General features: G+C 35.7%; 16 protein-coding genes and 2 tRNA genes. 3 read left to right on the plus strand and 15 right to left on the minus strand.

What is annotated here, in order from left to right; translation table 11 throughout:
- Positions 1–3 precede the first annotated feature (3 nt).
- Genes BHF70_RS03310 through ruvA form a run of 3 tightly spaced genes read right to left on the minus strand, consistent with a single transcriptional unit; the run spans position 4 to position 3,992 of the window.
- Positions 4–2,370, minus strand: a complete 2,367-nt coding sequence (locus tag BHF70_RS03310; protein ID WP_075758945.1) for a peptidase U32 family protein — start codon at positions 2,368–2,370, stop codon at positions 4–6.
- A gap of 2 nt (positions 2,371–2,372) precedes the next feature.
- On the minus strand, positions 2,373–3,377 hold the full coding sequence (gene ruvB, locus BHF70_RS03315; protein WP_075758946.1) for a Holliday junction branch migration DNA helicase RuvB: 1,005 nt from the start codon (positions 3,375–3,377) through the stop codon (positions 2,373–2,375).
- 9 nt (positions 3,378–3,386) lie between these two features.
- The gene (gene ruvA / locus BHF70_RS03320; RefSeq protein WP_075758947.1) at positions 3,387–3,992 is read right to left on the minus strand and encodes a Holliday junction branch migration protein RuvA; all 606 of its coding nucleotides are present in this window, start codon (positions 3,990–3,992) and stop codon (positions 3,387–3,389) included.
- Positions 3,993–4,149: 157 nt separating this feature from the next.
- On the opposite strand from ruvA, the gene BHF70_RS03325 reads away from it, so the two are divergent.
- The 3 genes from BHF70_RS03325 to BHF70_RS03335 are packed head-to-tail and all read left to right on the plus strand — an operon-like array spanning position 4,150 to position 6,132.
- On the plus strand, positions 4,150–5,085 hold the full coding sequence (locus BHF70_RS03325) for a ribonuclease H-like domain-containing protein (protein ID WP_075758948.1): 936 nt from the start codon (positions 4,150–4,152) through the stop codon (positions 5,083–5,085).
- Positions 5,082–5,441: a CidA/LrgA family protein gene (locus BHF70_RS03330; protein WP_075758949.1), complete on the plus strand. Its 360-nt coding sequence runs from the start codon at positions 5,082–5,084 to the stop codon at positions 5,439–5,441. The genes BHF70_RS03325 and BHF70_RS03330 overlap by 4 nt, the downstream gene beginning before the upstream one ends.
- Before the next feature lies 1 nt (position 5,442).
- Positions 5,443–6,132, plus strand: coding sequence for an LrgB family protein (locus tag BHF70_RS03335; protein WP_230973568.1), 690 nt, complete (start codon positions 5,443–5,445; stop codon positions 6,130–6,132).
- Here BHF70_RS03335 and BHF70_RS03340 read toward each other — a convergent pair.
- The 12 genes from BHF70_RS03340 to BHF70_RS03395 form a co-directional block, all read right to left on the minus strand.
- Positions 6,129–6,884, minus strand: a complete 756-nt coding sequence (locus BHF70_RS03340; protein WP_075758950.1) for a phosphatase — start codon at positions 6,882–6,884, stop codon at positions 6,129–6,131. The two genes, BHF70_RS03335 and BHF70_RS03340, sit on opposite strands and share 4 nt — an antisense overlap.
- A gap of 57 nt (positions 6,885–6,941) precedes the next feature.
- Entirely contained in the window at positions 6,942–7,724 is a 783-nt protein-coding gene (locus tag BHF70_RS03345) for a Cof-type HAD-IIB family hydrolase (RefSeq protein ID WP_075758951.1), read from the minus strand.
- Positions 7,725–7,817: 93 nt separating this feature from the next.
- Positions 7,818–7,889: transfer RNA gene (locus BHF70_RS03350), tRNA-Glu, on the minus strand.
- A gap of 80 nt (positions 7,890–7,969) precedes the next feature.
- A complete protein-coding gene (locus BHF70_RS03355; RefSeq protein WP_075758952.1) occupies positions 7,970–9,250 on the minus strand; it encodes an O-acetylhomoserine aminocarboxypropyltransferase/cysteine synthase family protein in 1,281 nt (426 codons plus the stop codon).
- Positions 9,251–9,272: 22 nt separating this feature from the next.
- Positions 9,273–10,067: an ABC transporter ATP-binding protein gene (locus tag BHF70_RS03360; RefSeq protein ID WP_075760507.1), complete on the minus strand. Its 795-nt coding sequence runs from the start codon at positions 10,065–10,067 to the stop codon at positions 9,273–9,275.
- A gap of 17 nt (positions 10,068–10,084) precedes the next feature.
- A complete protein-coding gene (locus tag BHF70_RS03365; RefSeq protein ID WP_075758953.1) occupies positions 10,085–10,978 on the minus strand; it encodes an ABC transporter permease in 894 nt (297 codons plus the stop codon).
- A 151-nt stretch (positions 10,979–11,129) separates the two neighbouring features.
- Positions 11,130–12,137: an ABC transporter substrate-binding protein gene (locus BHF70_RS03370; RefSeq protein WP_075758954.1), complete on the minus strand. Its 1,008-nt coding sequence runs from the start codon at positions 12,135–12,137 to the stop codon at positions 11,130–11,132.
- A gap of 108 nt (positions 12,138–12,245) precedes the next feature.
- Positions 12,246–13,553: a hypothetical protein gene (locus BHF70_RS03375; RefSeq protein WP_075758955.1), complete on the minus strand. Its 1,308-nt coding sequence runs from the start codon at positions 13,551–13,553 to the stop codon at positions 12,246–12,248.
- 21 nt (positions 13,554–13,574) lie between these two features.
- Complete coding sequence (locus BHF70_RS03380; RefSeq protein WP_075758956.1) at positions 13,575–14,750, minus strand: glucosaminidase domain-containing protein; 1,176 nt, start codon at positions 14,748–14,750, stop codon at positions 13,575–13,577.
- Positions 14,751–14,939: 189 nt separating this feature from the next.
- Positions 14,940–15,012: transfer RNA gene (locus BHF70_RS03385), tRNA-Thr, on the minus strand.
- 60 nt (positions 15,013–15,072) lie between these two features.
- Positions 15,073–15,798, minus strand: coding sequence for a metallophosphoesterase family protein (locus tag BHF70_RS03390; protein ID WP_230973567.1), 726 nt, complete (start codon positions 15,796–15,798; stop codon positions 15,073–15,075).
- A 16-nt stretch (positions 15,799–15,814) separates the two neighbouring features.
- On the minus strand, positions 15,815–16,408 hold the full coding sequence (locus tag BHF70_RS03395) for a sigma-70 family RNA polymerase sigma factor (RefSeq protein ID WP_075758957.1): 594 nt from the start codon (positions 16,406–16,408) through the stop codon (positions 15,815–15,817).
- Positions 16,409–16,410: the final 2 nt, after the last annotated feature.

Below are 16,410 nucleotides of genomic sequence, written 5' to 3' on the forward strand. Positions count from 1 at the left end.
CACCTACAAAATTCCTCTATTCATATGACCCTTTGTATAATCACTGAGTGGAGAAACATTTTTTCCTTTCTGTATTTCTTCTATGGTATTTAAAATATAATCTGCTTCCTCTGGTGTTTCTTTTGTAAAATGAAACCGACATGCTTCTGGCTGCAGATCTTCCACCAATTCCTGCTCTGTTCCAAGCCAAATCGGTTGTCCATTATAGATTTCATTTATACAGTCGCTACAACAAGTCTTAACGTAGAACTCCTTTTGATATCGATCGGTTAAGGTTAACCATTCTTCTTTCTGATCACATCCTAGAAGATTATTTTTTACACACTGGGCTGAAACCATCAACGGAAGATAACCATAAAAAATCAGTTCCCCATTGTAACATTCTAAATCCTTTAATTCCTGTCGATTACATTCCACTGAATATGTGATGCGAACCTCACCTGGATACATTTTCATTAATGTGTCCACTGCTTTTTTATTGTATCCATATACCATATAATCCAACACCAGTTTCCCGTTATAAGACTCTTGTAGAAGCCATGATAATTCCTCAATATTACGTACCACCAATCCTTTGACATTTTTTGAAAAAAGCAGCCGTTTTTTATTTTGAATTTCCTCCATCTGCTGCTTTCTTGCAATTTGAGGTAGCATTATATAACATGATTTTCCTGATTGACATATCTGTTCCACAATCTGCTTTGGCTGTTTCTTCTGTTTTAGATTCATCCATGACAGATACACATTCTGTACGTTAGAATATTTTAAAACAGTCGGAACAAGATTGACATTTTCAAGAGAAACCGTAATCTCTGGCTCAGAATAACAAGATCCCAGCTGTCTGATTACTTCTTCATCCGTTTTTTTGTAACTTCGTCGATATGCTTGTATCTGCTTTTTATCTAATGCATCAAAAGCATCTCTTCTTAATTTTTTCAATAGTGAACCTGGTACAAAAATATCTGAATCCATTTCTACCTGTAAATCAGTGAAATGATAATGAGTTTCTCCTGTTTTGGATAGCTGTTTCATAATTTGCTGTTTATCTGCTGTCTGTTTTTGAGCCTTTTCTATCATTGGTCCTTCTGCACAAACAGCCTTTCTTCCATTTTCTATCCATAATTTAGCACATTCGCCTGAATGAAGTATGATTTTTCCCTTAAGATTTTCTTGCTTTTTTAATTTCAGACTCTTATCAATCTTCTGTGTTAACTGCTGATTTCTGGTTCTGAAAATTTCCATACCACAATACAGTTTTTTCATTTTCTGTCCATTTAGGGTGACAAAACTTCCTTTTTCCCAATCTGATGGACTGGTCAATTCTACCTTCTCTGTAGAAGATATCCTTAATTCCATAATATCTCCCTTGTGTATTTCCTCTTTTGCAGTAAAAGCAAGTTTTCCTTTATTTATTTTTTTAATTTTCCCAACAAGCATTCCCTGATGATCCGGACGCTTCATACTCATCATTTGTCTGCCATGATACTGACCATAGTAACCATCGGTAAATCCGCCACGATTAAACAATTCCATTAAGATTTTTTTGTCTTGATCCTCTACAATATAAGTATTGCCTGAAAGATATAAATCTACATATTTTCTGTAAATCCTTGTTACTTCACCTACATATCTGGCACCTTTCATTCGTCCTTCAATTTTTAAAGAATCAACTCCATGATTCAGTATTTCCGGAAGATTCTCTATGGTACATAAATCTTTCAGACTAAGTGGATACGAATTCTTTGTATGTTTTTTCCCTTTCATCTGAAAAGGCAAACGACACGTTCCTGCACATCTGCCTCGATTTCCACTTCTCCCTCCAAGCATACTACTCATAAAACACTGTCCAGAGTATCCATAACAAAGAGCTCCATGAACAAAGCACTCCATATCCAGCCCTGTATCATCTTTTATTTCTTTAATTTCTTCCAGCGACAGTTCTCTTGCTGGAACGACCCTTTTGGCTCCCATTTTTTTTACTAATCTTGCACCATTTATTCCTGTAATTGTCATCTGGGTACTGGCATGAATTTCCAAATCAGGAAAATGTCTGCGAACAGTTGCAAACACTCCGAAATCCTGAACAATAACAGCATCCAGACCTTGTTCATAGTAAGGCTTTAAGAAGTCTACCAATAAAGGGAGTTCTTTTTCCTTTACTAATGTATTAATTGTCAGAAATATCTTTTTTCCAAATAAGTGTGCATAATCAATAGCCTCACATAATTCTTCCTGAGAAAAATTTCCAGCATATGCTCTTGCACCAAACATTTCTCCACCAAGATATACTGCATCCGCTCCGTTTACAATTGCTGCTTTCATGCATTCCATGGAACCTGCAGGTGCTAATACCTCAATTTCTCTTTTCATTTTTATTTCCCTTCTGGTACGGTTTTTCCAAAATGTTCATATGCACATCTGGTCAGCATTCTTCCTCTTGGAGTCCGCTGAATTAATCCATTTTGAATCAAATACGGTTCATAAACATCCTCTATAGTACCTGAATCCTCACCTATTGCTGCAGCCAATGTATCTAAACCGACAGGTTTTCCTTCAAAAGTATCCATCATTGTCAGCAATAATGTACGGTCTGTCTGATCCAACCCCATTGTATCAACCTCTAAATGATTCAATGCATCAACTGCCACTTCCAGTGTGATCTTTCCATCGTATTTTACCTGCGCAAAATCTCTAACCCTTTTTAACAGCCTGTTGGCAAGTCTCGGCGTTCCCCTCGATCTTCGTGCTATTTCCAATGCCCCTTGCTGGTCTATTTCAATATTAAGTACCTGAGCTGATCTTTGAACAATCGTCTTTAACTCTTCACTATTATAAAAATTCAGACGATTTACTACACCAAATCGATCTCTTAAAGGAGCTGTCAGCATACCAGCTCTGGTTGTAGCCCCAACCAGAGTAAATTTAGGCAGTTCCAGACGAATAGATCTGGCTGCCTGTCCTTTTCCAACCAAAATATCTATTGCATAATCCTCCATTGCCGGATAAAGTACTTCTTCTACCTGGCGATTCAGACGATGAATCTCATCGATAAACAATACATCACCTTCCTGAAGATTATTAAGTAATGCTGCGATTTCTCCCGGCTTTTCAATTGCAGGTCCACTGGTTACCTTTAGGTGAACCCCCATTTCATTGGCAACGATTCCAGCAAGAGTGGTTTTCCCAAGTCCTGGCGGTCCATAAAACAATACATGATCTAAAGACTCACCACGGCTTTTGGCTGCTTCAATAAAAATCTTCAGATTCTCCTTTACTTTTTCCTGTCCAATGTAATCTGTCAGTTTCTGCGGACGCAGATGATTTTCAATTGTAATATCTTCCTCCACTAATTCTGTGGAAATCACTCGATCCATCATATTTCCCACCTATATCATGATATTTTTTAATGCCTTCTTTAACAATTCCTCCGGTTCATAGGATGCTGCGTCCTCAACTTTTTTCACAGCCATCGCAGCTTCTGTTTTAGAATATCCAAGACTAACAAGTCCTTCAATAGTAACCATAACAGAATCATTTTCATCTGCCGGTTCCTGAAATATTTCCATACCAGACCCATCCTCTTCCATCTCTTCAAAATCCAGCTTATCTTTTAACTCTAAAATCAGCTTTTTCGCACCTTTAGGTCCAAGACCTGGTGTAGTAGAAATCGTTTTAACATCTTCACTCATGACCGCTATCTTTAATTCATATACAGTTAACGTAGAAAGAACCGATAATCCCACTTTAGGACCAATTCCATTAACTCCTATCAGCAATTCAAAGGCCTCCAGCTCTTCTTTAGAACGAAAACCAAAAAGACTAATATCATCTTCTCTTACATGCATATGGGTATAAACTTTCATTTCTTGACCAATCCCAGGAAAACGCTCCATATTCATAGGCATCATCAAACGATATCCTATCCCCTGATTTTCAAGAATAATACCATCTGAATGAACAGCCGCCAGTATCCCCTTAATATATGAAATCACAACAGTTCCTCCTTCGCATATAATTCACCCATTCTAGGTATTATACCTTATCGAGCGAAGCGAGTCCAGTCTGAAGGACTATGAATTGCTGTTATGGGATTGCAAAATATAATTTATAAGTCTATAATTAGAAACGCATGTGCAGGAGGAAATCTTTATGTTTAACGAAAAAAAATATTTATTTTTTGATATTGAAACAACCGGTCTTAGTCCTGATGTTTCAGCAATTACTCTCATTGGCTGCTGCCATTTTGATGGTACTATCCTGCAATGGTTTAATAAAGACGGTTTTTCACAAAAGGAGATTCTTAAAGATTTTCTTGATTATATTGTTTCCTATGATACTTTAATATCTTATAATGGAACCACATTTGATCTTCCTTTTTTAGAATCTAAAATCAGAGAATATCATTTGGATAATCCACTGGATCATATGAAACACATAGATCTCTATCAGGTTCTTTCACCTTTTCGCCATCTTTTCCCAATGAAGAGATTCAGACAAAAAGATTTAGAAAATTATTTAGGGATTATACGAAATGATAATCTGACAGGAAAAAAAATCATTAAAACTTATCAGACATTTCTGGAAACGGGGAATACTGAATTAAAAGAACTGCTTTTACTCCATAATAGAGAGGATTTAACCGGTTTAGTATCAGTCTCATCACTGACATGTTATCTCTCTTTAGAAAAAGGTGAATTTCAGATTACCAGATGTAAACAGAAAGAAGATTGTCTGGAAATTAGTATATCTTTAAAACAGCCCTGGTCAAAACCTTTAGTATTAGAAAAGGATTGTATGAACTTATCAATCAAAGATACTTCTGCCACCTTTATCTGCTATTACCAGAATGGATTACTTAAACATTATTATCCAAATCCAGAAGACTATTATTACTTGCCTGAAGAAGATATTGTTCTTCCAAAAGCCATGGGATCAATGGTAGATAAGAGTATCAGAATTCCCGCAACAGCAGATAAATGTTATTCCAAATTTGTCCCTGGAAAAGATTTCGTTAATCATAATGAAGACCTGTATATTTTCTGCAAACACAACATTTACTATTTACTTAGAAAGGAACACAAATGAAACACTTATTTCAATTGAGCATTTTATTTTTTATCTGTATTTTAGGGGATTTTCTTGCAAAACTCCTTCCATTTACATTTCCAGGCACTATCATGAGTATGTTTCTCGTATTATTCTTTTTACTATCTCACATATTAAAAGAAGAACACATTTCAGATGCAGCAGATTTTCTTCTTCAAAATATGGCTTTTTTATTTCTTCCTGCCGGTATTGCCATTATGGAAAAATATGATTTATTAAAAGGAAAAATGATTATTTTTTTGTTTATTTGTTTTATCACTACAATTTTTACATTTCTTGCAACTGCGTATACAATGAAACTAGTTATCAAATTACAAAAGAAAGAAGGTAAATAATATGAATCTTATAAAAGAATTCATGGAAAATCCTTTGTTTTCCATCGGTTTATCCGTAATGATTTTTGAATTATTTTCGCTTATAAATAAAAAAACAAAGCTTGCAATTTTAAATCCTCTCCTTTTAACTATCGGATTTATGATTTTACTGCTTAAGCTTTGTTCTATTCCTTTTAACACATATAATGAAGGCGGACAGTTTATTAGTATGTTTCTTGCTCCTGCAACTGCTGCTCTTGGATTATCCATCTTTCGACAGTTTCCGCTATTAAAGAAAAACCTGATTCCTGTACTGACAGGATGTCTTGCAGGTGCTCTGACTTCCACGTTCAGTGTTCATTTTTTATGTAAATTATTTCAGATTGATGAATCTCTTAGATTCTCACTTCTGCCAAAATCCGTTACAACACCTATTGCCATGGAAATCAGCTCTCAGCTATCCGGAATTCCTTCTATTACAGTTGCTGCTGTTGTAATAACAGGAATCCTTGGTTCTATCCTTTGTCCTTATCTAATCAAAATCTTCAGAATAGATAATGCAACCATCGCCGGTGTATCTATTGGAGCCTGCAGCCATGCAGTCGGTACTTCCAAAGCTGTAGAACTTGGCGATGTAGAAGGTGCAATGAGTGGCATTGCCATTGGCATTTCCGGTATTATAACTGTTATTCTTGCATTAATATTTTTCTAATTATCATAAACCTGTTTTCCAATTTTCCGGATGGTCCTGTGTTTTTGAATCTGTTCCTTTAATGCTTCAACGGAACGATTTACAACCAGTTCCTCCGGAAATTTTGTTTCTTCCAGTAAAACACTAACATGATCAAAAATCCCCACTGCATCTGTAAAATGTGAGTCTGTATTAGCAATAACAGGTACTTTTTTTTCTTCACATAATCTCAGCATAATCTGAAGATTATCCCACGCTCCTACTCTAGAAGACAGACAGTCCAAAGAACTATTATTTAATTCAAGTAATGTATGATTTTCTTTTGCTGCATCAACGATGGTTTCATAATCAATCGGTATTCTTGAATCATCTGGATGACTGATAATATCAATCTGAGGATTCTCAATTGCCTTCACATAAGCATTGGTATTTTGTGCAACTGTACCAACTTCATAGCATAAATCATGAATTCCTGCAATTCGAATATCCAGACAGCGATCAATTAGTTCTGAACTCATACTTAATGTTCCATTACTATCCAGAATATTGATTTCCGAACCAAACATTAATTCAATACCAAACATTTTTCTTGGTATAATGCGCATATTCATAAAATAAATATCATCACATGTACCAGGAATACCTTTAGCATGTTCTGTTATTCCAAGAAGCTCCAGTCCATGATCTGCTGCTGCCTTTGCCATTTCACTAACGGTTCCGTATGCATGTCCACTTGCTACAGTATGTGTATGTACATCAAATTTAAATTTCATCATAAAACCTCACTTTCATTCACATTATACTTCCAAACAAATAGTTTTATCAAGATATTAAATCAGGTGAAAATGTTTTAATCCATTCTTAATTCCATTTTCACTAATCGAAGATGTAACATAATCAGACGCATCCTTCGCTTCCTTTGATGCATTTCCCATAGCAATACCAAATTGCACATAATTTAACATATCAACATCATTGGCACTGTCTCCAAATGCATATGTGTTACTATGGGAAATATCAAGCAATTCACATACTTTTTTAATTCCCGTTGCTTTCGAAAAGCCTTTAGGCACCATTTCTATAATAGTATCTGTATGAAAAATAACATCACAATAATTTCTCATTTCTTTCTGAAATTTATCTTTCTTTTCCAGATTACAAATACCACACATCTTATTGACTACACTCTTTTCATTTAGTGCATCTAGAGGTTTTAGATTTTCTCCTAATTCTTTTTTTAAGTATTCAATATATGCATCTCCACCAAAAGCTTCCACATCTGTATATAAATAACGACTCCCTTCAAAAATAAACGGCATCCGGCATTCCTTAAAAATACAGATGATTTCTTTCAATTCATCATATTTCATTTTTTTATTAAAAATCTCTCGATTTTCATATTCAAAATATGTTCCACATCCTGCAACCATTCCATCAAATCCAATATCAAACAATTTCTGAGATTGAATAGCTGCCCGACTTCTCCCACTGCATAAAAACGCATAATTTCCATCTTCCCTGAGTTTCTTCACTGCTGTAACAGTGCTTTCAGGCACAATCATATCTTCATCCCATAAAGTCCCATCAATATCAAAGAATACTGCATTTTTCATAAAACTGCCCTTTCCTCCTTTTATAAACTGCCTTTAGATTTCAAAATAAAATAGAAAAAAGAAAAAACCCACGTAAAAACGCAGGTTTTATAATGACTCCAACGGGAATCGAACCCGTGACTCGACCTTGAGAGGGTCACGTCTTAACCTCTTGACCATGGAGCCATATGATAAAGGTAACAATTAAGCTACCTCTATCTATTATGAAGATTTTTCAAAAAAAGTCAAGCTTTTTCTACAATTATTTATATATTTGCCAAAGCCTGCTCAACATCAGCAATAATATCGTCTGCATTTTCAATACCAACACTGAATCGAATCAGATCAGGCTGAACTCCTGCTTCCAGAAGTTCCTGTTCATTCATCTGACGATGAGTATGACTTGCAGGATGAAGCACACAACTTCTTGCATCCGCCACATGTGTTACAATTGCAACCATTTTCAAGCTATCCATCATTTTAATAGATGCATCTCTTCCACCTTTTAATCCAAAAGTGATAACGCCACATGTGCCATTTGGCATATATTTCTGAGCTAATTCATAATTTTTATCACTTTCCAAGGCAGGTGTATGAACCCATGCAACTTTTTCATGGTTTAATAAATACTCTGCAACCTTCTTTGCATTTTCACAATGTCTTGGTACCCGCAAATGCAATGTCTCCAGACCAAGATTGAGTAAAAATGCATTTTGAGGAGACTGAATAGACCCAAGATCTCGCATCAATTGTACCGTAGCTTTTGTAATATATGCACCTTTTCCAAATTTTTGTGTATATACAACTCCATGATATGTTTCATCCGGTTCTGTCAGACATGCAAACTTATCTCCATATGCTTCCCAGTCAAAATTACCACTGTCAACAATAGCTCCACCTACGCATGCTGCATGTCCATCCATATATTTTGTTGTGGAGTGGGTAACAATATCTACTCCCCATTCAAACGGACGGCAGTTAATAGGTGTTGCAAAAGTATTATCAACAATCATCGGAACCTGATGATCATGTGCAGCTTTGACAAACTTTTCAAAATCCAGTACATCCAGTGATGGATTAGAAATAGTTTCCCCAAATACTGCCTTTGTATTTTCTTTAAAAGCTGCATTTAATTCATCCTCACTTACATTCGGCTCCACAAAAGTTGCCTCTACTCCCATCTTGCGAATTGTATGGGCAAATAAATTATATGTACCACCATAAATTGCAGAAGAACATACGATATGATCCCCGGCTTCACAAATATTCATAATGGCATAAAAATTTGCTGCCTGTCCAGAAGATGTCAGCATAGCTGCTACTCCACCTTCAAGATCACAAATCTTAGATGCTACTGCATCATTTGTAGGATTCTGAAGTCTTGTATAAAAATATCCAGAGTCTTCCAAGTCAAACAAACGTCCCATCTGATCGCTGGTATCATATTTAAATGTTGTACTCTGATAAATTGGAAGAACTCTTGGTTCTCCTTTTTTTGGTGTCCATCCGGACTGGATACATTTTGTCTCCATTCTAAAATCACTCATATTTTTCCTCTTTTCTTATTCTTTATGATAATAACATTCTATCATTTGCAAATGCCTCGCCACTGACTTCTTCAAATTTCTTCAAAAGATCAGCTACTTTTAGATTTTTCTTTTCTTCACCTTTAACATCATAAATAACTTTACCATCACTCATCATGATCAAACGATTTCCAATATGAATGGCATCTTTCATGTTATGGGTTACCATCAAAGTTGTCAAATTATCTTTTTCAACAATCTTCTGGGTGATATCCAAAACTTTTTTTGCAGTTTTAGGATCTAATGCTGCTGTATGCTCGTCCAAAAGCAACAGGCTAGGTTTCCGTAATGTTGCCATAAGGAGTGTCAATGCCTGTCTCTGTCCTCCTGATAACAAACCAACTTTAGATGTCATACGATCTTCCAGCCCCAGATCAAGCATCATCAGTTTCTCTTTAAATATTTTCTTTTCTTTCTTGGTAATTCCCCAGCTTAAACCTCTTTTTTTACCACGACGATATGCCATAGCCATATTTTCCTGAATTTCCATTCCCGCTGCTGTTCCCATCATAGGATCCTGAAATACTCTTCCCAGCATATATGCTCTTTTATATTCAGGAAGATCAGAAATATCTTTTCCATCTAAGATAATGGTTCCCTGATCAATAGGATATACTCCTGAAATCATATTTAACATTGTTGATTTTCCTGCACCGTTTCCACCAATGATCGTTACAAAGTCTCCTGGATCCAGATGCAGTTCTACACCATTTAGTGCCTTTTTTTCATTTATTGTTCCTTTATTAAAGGTCTTATGGACATTTCTTATTTCTAACATATACATAATCCTTTCTTCTATGCTGGTATTCTTCGCTGTGAATATTTCGCTTTTATTGCAGGAATTCCAAGTGAAAGTGCAACGATAATCGCCGTAAACAGTTTCATATCATCTGTACTTAATCCTAAATGAAGTACCAGAGAAATAATCATTCGATATACAATGGAACCTCCGATAATAGACCCTAAAATATATGCGAAATTAAAACGTTTTCCAAAAATAACTTCTCCGATTACAATGGAAGCCAGACCAATAACGATTGCACCTGTTCCCATTTTGATATCGCCATATCCCTGATTTTGTGCAACTAATGCTCCAGAAACAGCAATCATTCCATTGGAAATAATAAGTGCAATAGCTTTTGTAGTATCTGTATTTCCGCCTAAAGCACGAACCATATATTCATTATTTCCTGTAGCTCGAAGTGCTGAACCTATTTCTGTACCGAAAAACCAGTATAACATGGCAATCACAATGATACCAATTCCAATACCCACAATCAGTGTTGCCAACGTCTGATCAATACCAAAAGTATCCATAATAATTGTAAAAACAGTATCTTCACCAAGAAGAGATACATTTGGCCCTCCCATAACACGAATATTAACAGACCATAAAGCAATCATTGTTAAGATACCTGCCAGAATTGCCGGAATCATAAGTCTGGTATGTAATATTCCTGTTGCCAGACCTGCAACCATTCCTCCTGCCATAGCAATCAGTAATGTTAAAAATGGATTGATTCCCTTTATAATACAAATTGCTGTAATACATCCTCCCAATGCAAAGCTTCCTTCACAGGACAAATCTGCAATATCCATAATTCTAAAAGTAATATACACACCCAGAGCCATAATTCCCCACAGTGTCCCCTGGGCAAGAGCACTGTAAAGATTTGTAATTAAGTTCATATTCTTTTACCTCAATTAATCGTATATTAATAAGCAGTAAAACCGATATTCATACTCCATTTCGTTGTATCCAAATAATGTCAGACAACACACAAAAGTGCCTTCTTTTTTCTAAGAAGGCACCTTGTAATTCATTTAGAGCAGAATCAAATTACTCTTTATCCGTGTTTTTCTGTGTTGTAACCATCTTTGCTTTTTTCTGTAATTTTTCCGGAATTTTGATTCCTAATTTTTTTACAGTATCTTTATTGATGATAAGATCAGCATTTTCCTGATATTCAATCGGCATATCTTTTGGTTCTGCCTTACCTTCTAAGATTTTTACAGCCTGAGCTGCAGTCTGCTTACCTAATTCGTAGTAATTTACTCCATAAGTTGCCAGTCCGCCTCCTACACACATTCCTTCTTCTCCGACAATGAAAGGAATCTTAGCTTCATTTGCTACCATAGATACAGTATTAATACCAGCTGCGATCATGTTATCTGTTGGAGAGTAGATTGCATCTACTTTACCTTTCAGAGACTCTACTACCTGACGAATTTCACTGGATTCAGATACTGTTGCATCTACAGATTGAAGATCAAGTTTTTTGGCTTCTTTCTTTGCGATTTCTACCTGGAATTTTGAATTTGCTTCAGCTGAACAGTATAACATGGCAACTTTTTTTGCACCTGGCACTAATTCTTTTAATAATCCCATCTGTTCTTTTACAGGTGTTAAATCAGATGTTCCTGAAACATTGGTTCCTGGTTTCTCGTTGGATTTAACCAGTTTTGCATCCTTAGGATCTGTAACAGCTGTTACAAGAATAGGAATATCTTTTGTTTCATTTGCCATTGCCTGTGCTGCTGGTGTAGCAATTGCAAGTACAAGATCACATTTGTCATTTGCAAACTGTTCTGCAATTGTCTGACAATTTGACTGCTCATTCTGTGCATTCTTATATTCGATTTTGATCTTATCTCCATCTTTATATCCTGCTTCTTCCAATCCTTCCTTAAACCCTTTGTATGCAGCATCTAAAGCATCATGTTCAACTAACTGAACAACTCCAATCTTCTTCTGATCTTTGCTGTCATCTTTCTTTGAACATCCTGTCAATACTGACATTGCCATTACTGCTGTCATACCCGCTGCTATCACTTTTTTTAAGGTCATACTTTTTTCCTCCTATACCCTGTGCTACGTTGATACTTCAACGCTTTTATGTGCTAAATTATATCACCATAATAGGAGGAGTGTCAAGGAAAAGGCATGGTGTACCTTTTACCATATAGGAAGTATAAAAAGGGAGATATTTTTAAAAAAATTTATATTTGTAATTTTCTTATAATCGTCCATATTTTTAACCGGACTATAAATATAGTATCCTGATGATGCAAGTCCACCTGATTCCAGGCGATGTTTTAAAAACCAGTTTCCAAAAGGATTCGTTGGACGTTTCTGGATCGGATGAGAATCCAGAACCAGATATTTCTTATTTTTGGGGTTAAAATCTGCTATGGTAACATAATGTCCCGGTACATGGGAAACAGCTACACAACCCCTTTTCAGATAATCTTTCATACGTAATGTACTATGCGTTGTTCCCACATAATAGAATCCGTAAGCATCACCATACTGTCTGGCAGCTGCCTGGAATATTCCATCATCTGTTCCTGATCCTATAATCCGATATTCTTTTTCCACTGCATAATCTGCTAAAAGCATTGGATCAATAAATTGTCCATTGAGGGCATAAACTGCATTGGTAATGGCAACAACTCCACAACCTGCTGCAGCCATTTTCCCACTGTAATCACTCACATTACCATAATCTTTTCTTGCCCAGGCAGGATCATATTGTAAAAAATTGCGGTATGGTTTTACATTCTTCCCATTTCTTTTTACTTTCCATTGACATGTTACCGGTCCTTGATCATCTGTCTTTCCGAACCTATTGCTTATATTTTGCTTCAAGCCTACCAGTTTAATTTGGTTCTCCTGGTTTTCTGACAAATATTTTCCTGTTTTTACGTCCTGTATATAAAAATGATCATATTCTCTTACTAACTTCCATTGTTTTAAAGAAAAATCATTCTTATCATCAGAAAAATTTATAACATACTGTTGATTTCCCTGAAATTTCAAGACAGTCTCCAGATCATTATCTGAATTGACATTATAAAAAATATAGGCTCCATCTGCCAACAGCTGCTTTTCAGCACCATTATATAAACTTGAGATTTCCTTATATTTTTTACGTTTCATCCACCCGATTCCATAGCCCTTTTTCTTCTCAAAGATTACCTGGACATAGGCATCTGTTCCACTAACCACCATAACTCCGGAATATTTAGGAGCTCTCCCTATTTTTTCTGAACCATATAAGTCACTATACACAGGAGCACTTTCTTTTAAAAAAGCATATTTCACCTGATACTGTTGGTTATATATCTGCTTCTCAAATTTTTTGTAAATATTATTGGGATTTTCAAAATAATCTGGTGTCGCTCCAACGGCTTCCTGCGGAAATATAACAATCATCATAATACACAGATAAATAATTACTGCTTTTTTCATTATTTTTTTCATTTTCCATTTATTTCCTTGATTTTACTCTAATTTATCCATTAGTTTATATCCATAATTTGTCACTGCTGCTGCCCATTCATCGCCAACACAATAATGGTAATTTACTCCCACAAGACTTGGATTTTCATGGTAATAGACACTTCCAGGAATCAGGTATTTCTCTTTTAATAATTTAGCTGTCATCAATAGATTCTGTTCCTTAGTTTGCGCATTTATTCCCTTTGCACTATCTGACGTTACTCCATATCCTGTCAGGTTATTATCTTCTCTCGCTCTCCTGCTGGTACCCCATGCACTTTCATGAATAGCAATCCCCATAATCGCTACTGCATTTACACCATACACATCTTCACATTTATAAAATGCCGGAGCCAGCTGTTCCAAAGCTGTTCCCTTTAACATCCATTCTATTTCTTCAACAGACAAATTGCTTGGTTCCAGGAGATTGGTCGGACAAAATACTCTGTCTTCTCCCTCTTTCAGATTTCGAATATCCCTTTTTTTCTTTTCAATCTTTTGATTCAGTTGCTGAATTGTCTGTTCTCTTTGCTTCAATCCTCGACCTGTTTCAAAAAACTGTCGATCCAGATACGGTTTCAAATGAATAACCTGATCCTCTTTCATAGCGTTAATACCGGAAAGTCCGCTCTGAAACCCAAATGTATACTTCTTTAATACGGAGTTTAAGTAATCATCTTTCAGTATGGCAACTTTAAACAATTCTCTATTCACATTATAATCAATAGATGTTGTATTTTTCTTTTCCACACCCGTTAAAAGAATTTCCAGCGGAAAAGCTTCCTTTCTGGAAATTGATTCCAGTTTTTGATATAGCCGGCTTATTGCATCATGTACTTCTTTTGCATGTATAAGATTATTTTTTTCTGCTTCCAGTTGTCGAATATCGTTTAACAGTTTTATCTTGATTTTACCTGTCATTACCGAAGATTTCGTAACAGTATTCTCTGGTGCCTGAATATTTCTCTGTGTTTCTTCTTTTTTCTTTTTATTTTTATGTTCTATTCCATCAATTGATTCTACATAAGGATCCATATCTGGAACCTGAATACTTTGTTCCTGCTCTGTAGTTGTACTTCCTATCTGCCCACTGCTTTCTGCTGCCATAACAGGCTGGTTTACAAGGAAAATCAATCCTAGTACAAAGACGAGAATTTTTCTAAGCTTTACTCTTATCATATTTTACTCCTTTTCCTCATTCCCTATCCTTATTCCTTTAACCCAAATACAGTATATATTTATTTCCTTTTAAAATCAAATAATTGCGCAAGCTTTTTTATTACATAGAATATTCAAGGAAATTTCCTATGTAATAAAAAATGACCAAAACACCGCATAAATTCGATGTTTCAGCCATCTATACATTCAAGCTGCTGACGGGAGTTGAACCCGTGACCTCCTCACTACCAATGAGGTGCGCTACCTCCTGTGCCACAGCAGCATAACCGTTGACTAATTTATCATATTTTTTTCTTTATGTCAACGGGTTTCCAAAAGTTTTTTACTCTTTATATATTTTTACATAAAATTGTTCCATATCATTTAAACGCAGACATCCAAGATTCTTTCCATAAGCAGCTCCACAGTCAATACCTATTCTATTATTCCAGAATACCAGATGAAACTGTTTACCGTTTTCCTGCTGAATCTCTGGCAACGTATGACAATATCTGATCAATGCTCCCGTAGGTGTGTGTCCAAAAATAATATAAAATGGAGGTATAATATCTGAATTGAAGAAAGGCTCACGAATCCACAGTGCATCATCTATATCCAGATTCATACAGGTCTCTTCCAATGATTCATTTTTCATCTCCAATCCTGCATGAACAAGAAAATACTCTACTCCTCCTATATTCAGGATTTTAAACAAAGGAAGACTTTTAATATATGCAAGACATTCCGCCTGTTCTCCCAATGACATCTTCTTAAATTCCCGAAGAGTCGTTCCTCCTCCATTAAACATCCATGTATCAATCCATAATTTACTTGTTTCCCTGGCAAAGGATTTTAACATCATATCTTCATGGTTTCCCAGCATCAGTTCCATATTATCCTGATTTTTTATAAATTGAAGAAGTTTGATACCATCAGGTCCACGATCAATCACGTCTCCAATAATATACATCTTATCCTGACTGGAAAAATTTATTTTGTCAAGCATCTGAAAAAATGCTGCCCCTTGTCCATGAAGATCTGATATCACATAAATATTTTCCATACTCATCCCTTACCTTTCCATCCTAAGAATCCTGATTTAACTTTCTTCGAATCCTCTGAATGGCATTATCAATGGATTTATCCGTCCGCCCCAGTTTTTTGGCAATTTGGGTATAATCATCACCATTAAGATAATGCTCCATGACCTGTTTTTCATAATCACTTAACTTTTCATTTATTATATCATAATAATTCCGGATTTTCTCTTTTCTCAACAAAAGTTCTTCCGGATTTTCCAACGAATCCTCCAAAACTTCATTGAGCTTTCCATTTTCTTCTGTAAAACTGCCAAAAATAGAAATATAATTGTTCAACGGGCCATGTTTTTTTCGATTTGATGCAGTCACAGTAGAATAAATCTGTCTGCGTACACAAATCGTTGCAAATGTTGAAAATGCTGCATCTCTCTCTTCCTGATAACTTCGGACAGCCTTAAACAATCCGATCATTCCTTCCTGAATCAAATCTTCTTCGTCCCCACCGGTCAGAAAAAACTTTCTTGCCTCAGTTCTTACCAGGCCCCGGTACTTTTCCATCAGGTATTCCATGGCTTCATCATCACCACTTCTGATTTTAATTAAAAGTTCCTGATCCAAACACTGATCATATTTTTTCATTT

The organism is Anaerostipes sp. 494a (assembly GCF_001940315.1).
In the GTDB taxonomy this organism is placed as follows: Bacteria; Bacillota; Clostridia; order Lachnospirales; family Lachnospiraceae; genus Anaerostipes; species Anaerostipes faecalis.

Coding starts and splice junctions, on each gene's coding strand:
- BHF70_RS03310 (WP_075758945.1), bottom strand. CDS start 2,370: ATGAAAAGAGAAATTGAGGTATTAGCACCTGCAGGTTCCATGGAATGC.
- ruvB (WP_075758946.1), bottom strand. CDS start 3,377: ATGATGGATCGAGTGATTTCCACAGAATTAGTGGAGGAAGATATTACA.
- BHF70_RS03325 (WP_075758948.1), top strand. CDS start 4,150: ATGTTTAACGAAAAAAAATATTTATTTTTTGATATTGAAACAACCGGT.
- BHF70_RS03330 (WP_075758949.1), top strand. CDS start 5,082: ATGAAACACTTATTTCAATTGAGCATTTTATTTTTTATCTGTATTTTA.
- BHF70_RS03335 (WP_230973568.1), top strand. CDS start 5,443: ATGAATCTTATAAAAGAATTCATGGAAAATCCTTTGTTTTCCATCGGT.
- BHF70_RS03340 (WP_075758950.1), bottom strand. CDS start 6,884: ATGAAATTTAAATTTGATGTACATACACATACTGTAGCAAGTGGACAT.
- BHF70_RS03345 (WP_075758951.1), bottom strand. CDS start 7,724: ATGAAAAATGCAGTATTCTTTGATATTGATGGGACTTTATGGGATGAA.
- BHF70_RS03355 (WP_075758952.1), bottom strand. CDS start 9,250: ATGAGTGATTTTAGAATGGAGACAAAATGTATCCAGTCCGGATGGACA.
- BHF70_RS03360 (WP_075760507.1), bottom strand. CDS start 10,067: ATGTTAGAAATAAGAAATGTCCATAAGACCTTTAATAAAGGAACAATA.
- BHF70_RS03365 (WP_075758953.1), bottom strand. CDS start 10,978: ATGAACTTAATTACAAATCTTTACAGTGCTCTTGCCCAGGGGACACTG.
- BHF70_RS03370 (WP_075758954.1), bottom strand. CDS start 12,137: ATGACCTTAAAAAAAGTGATAGCAGCGGGTATGACAGCAGTAATGGCA.
- BHF70_RS03375 (WP_075758955.1), bottom strand. CDS start 13,553: ATGAAAAAAATAATGAAAAAAGCAGTAATTATTTATCTGTGTATTATG.
- BHF70_RS03380 (WP_075758956.1), bottom strand. CDS start 14,750: ATGATAAGAGTAAAGCTTAGAAAAATTCTCGTCTTTGTACTAGGATTG.
- BHF70_RS03390 (WP_230973567.1), bottom strand. CDS start 15,798: ATGAGTATGGAAAATATTTATGTGATATCAGATCTTCATGGACAAGGG.
- BHF70_RS03395 (WP_075758957.1), bottom strand. CDS start 16,408: ATGAAAAAATATGATCAGTGTTTGGATCAGGAACTTTTAATTAAAATC.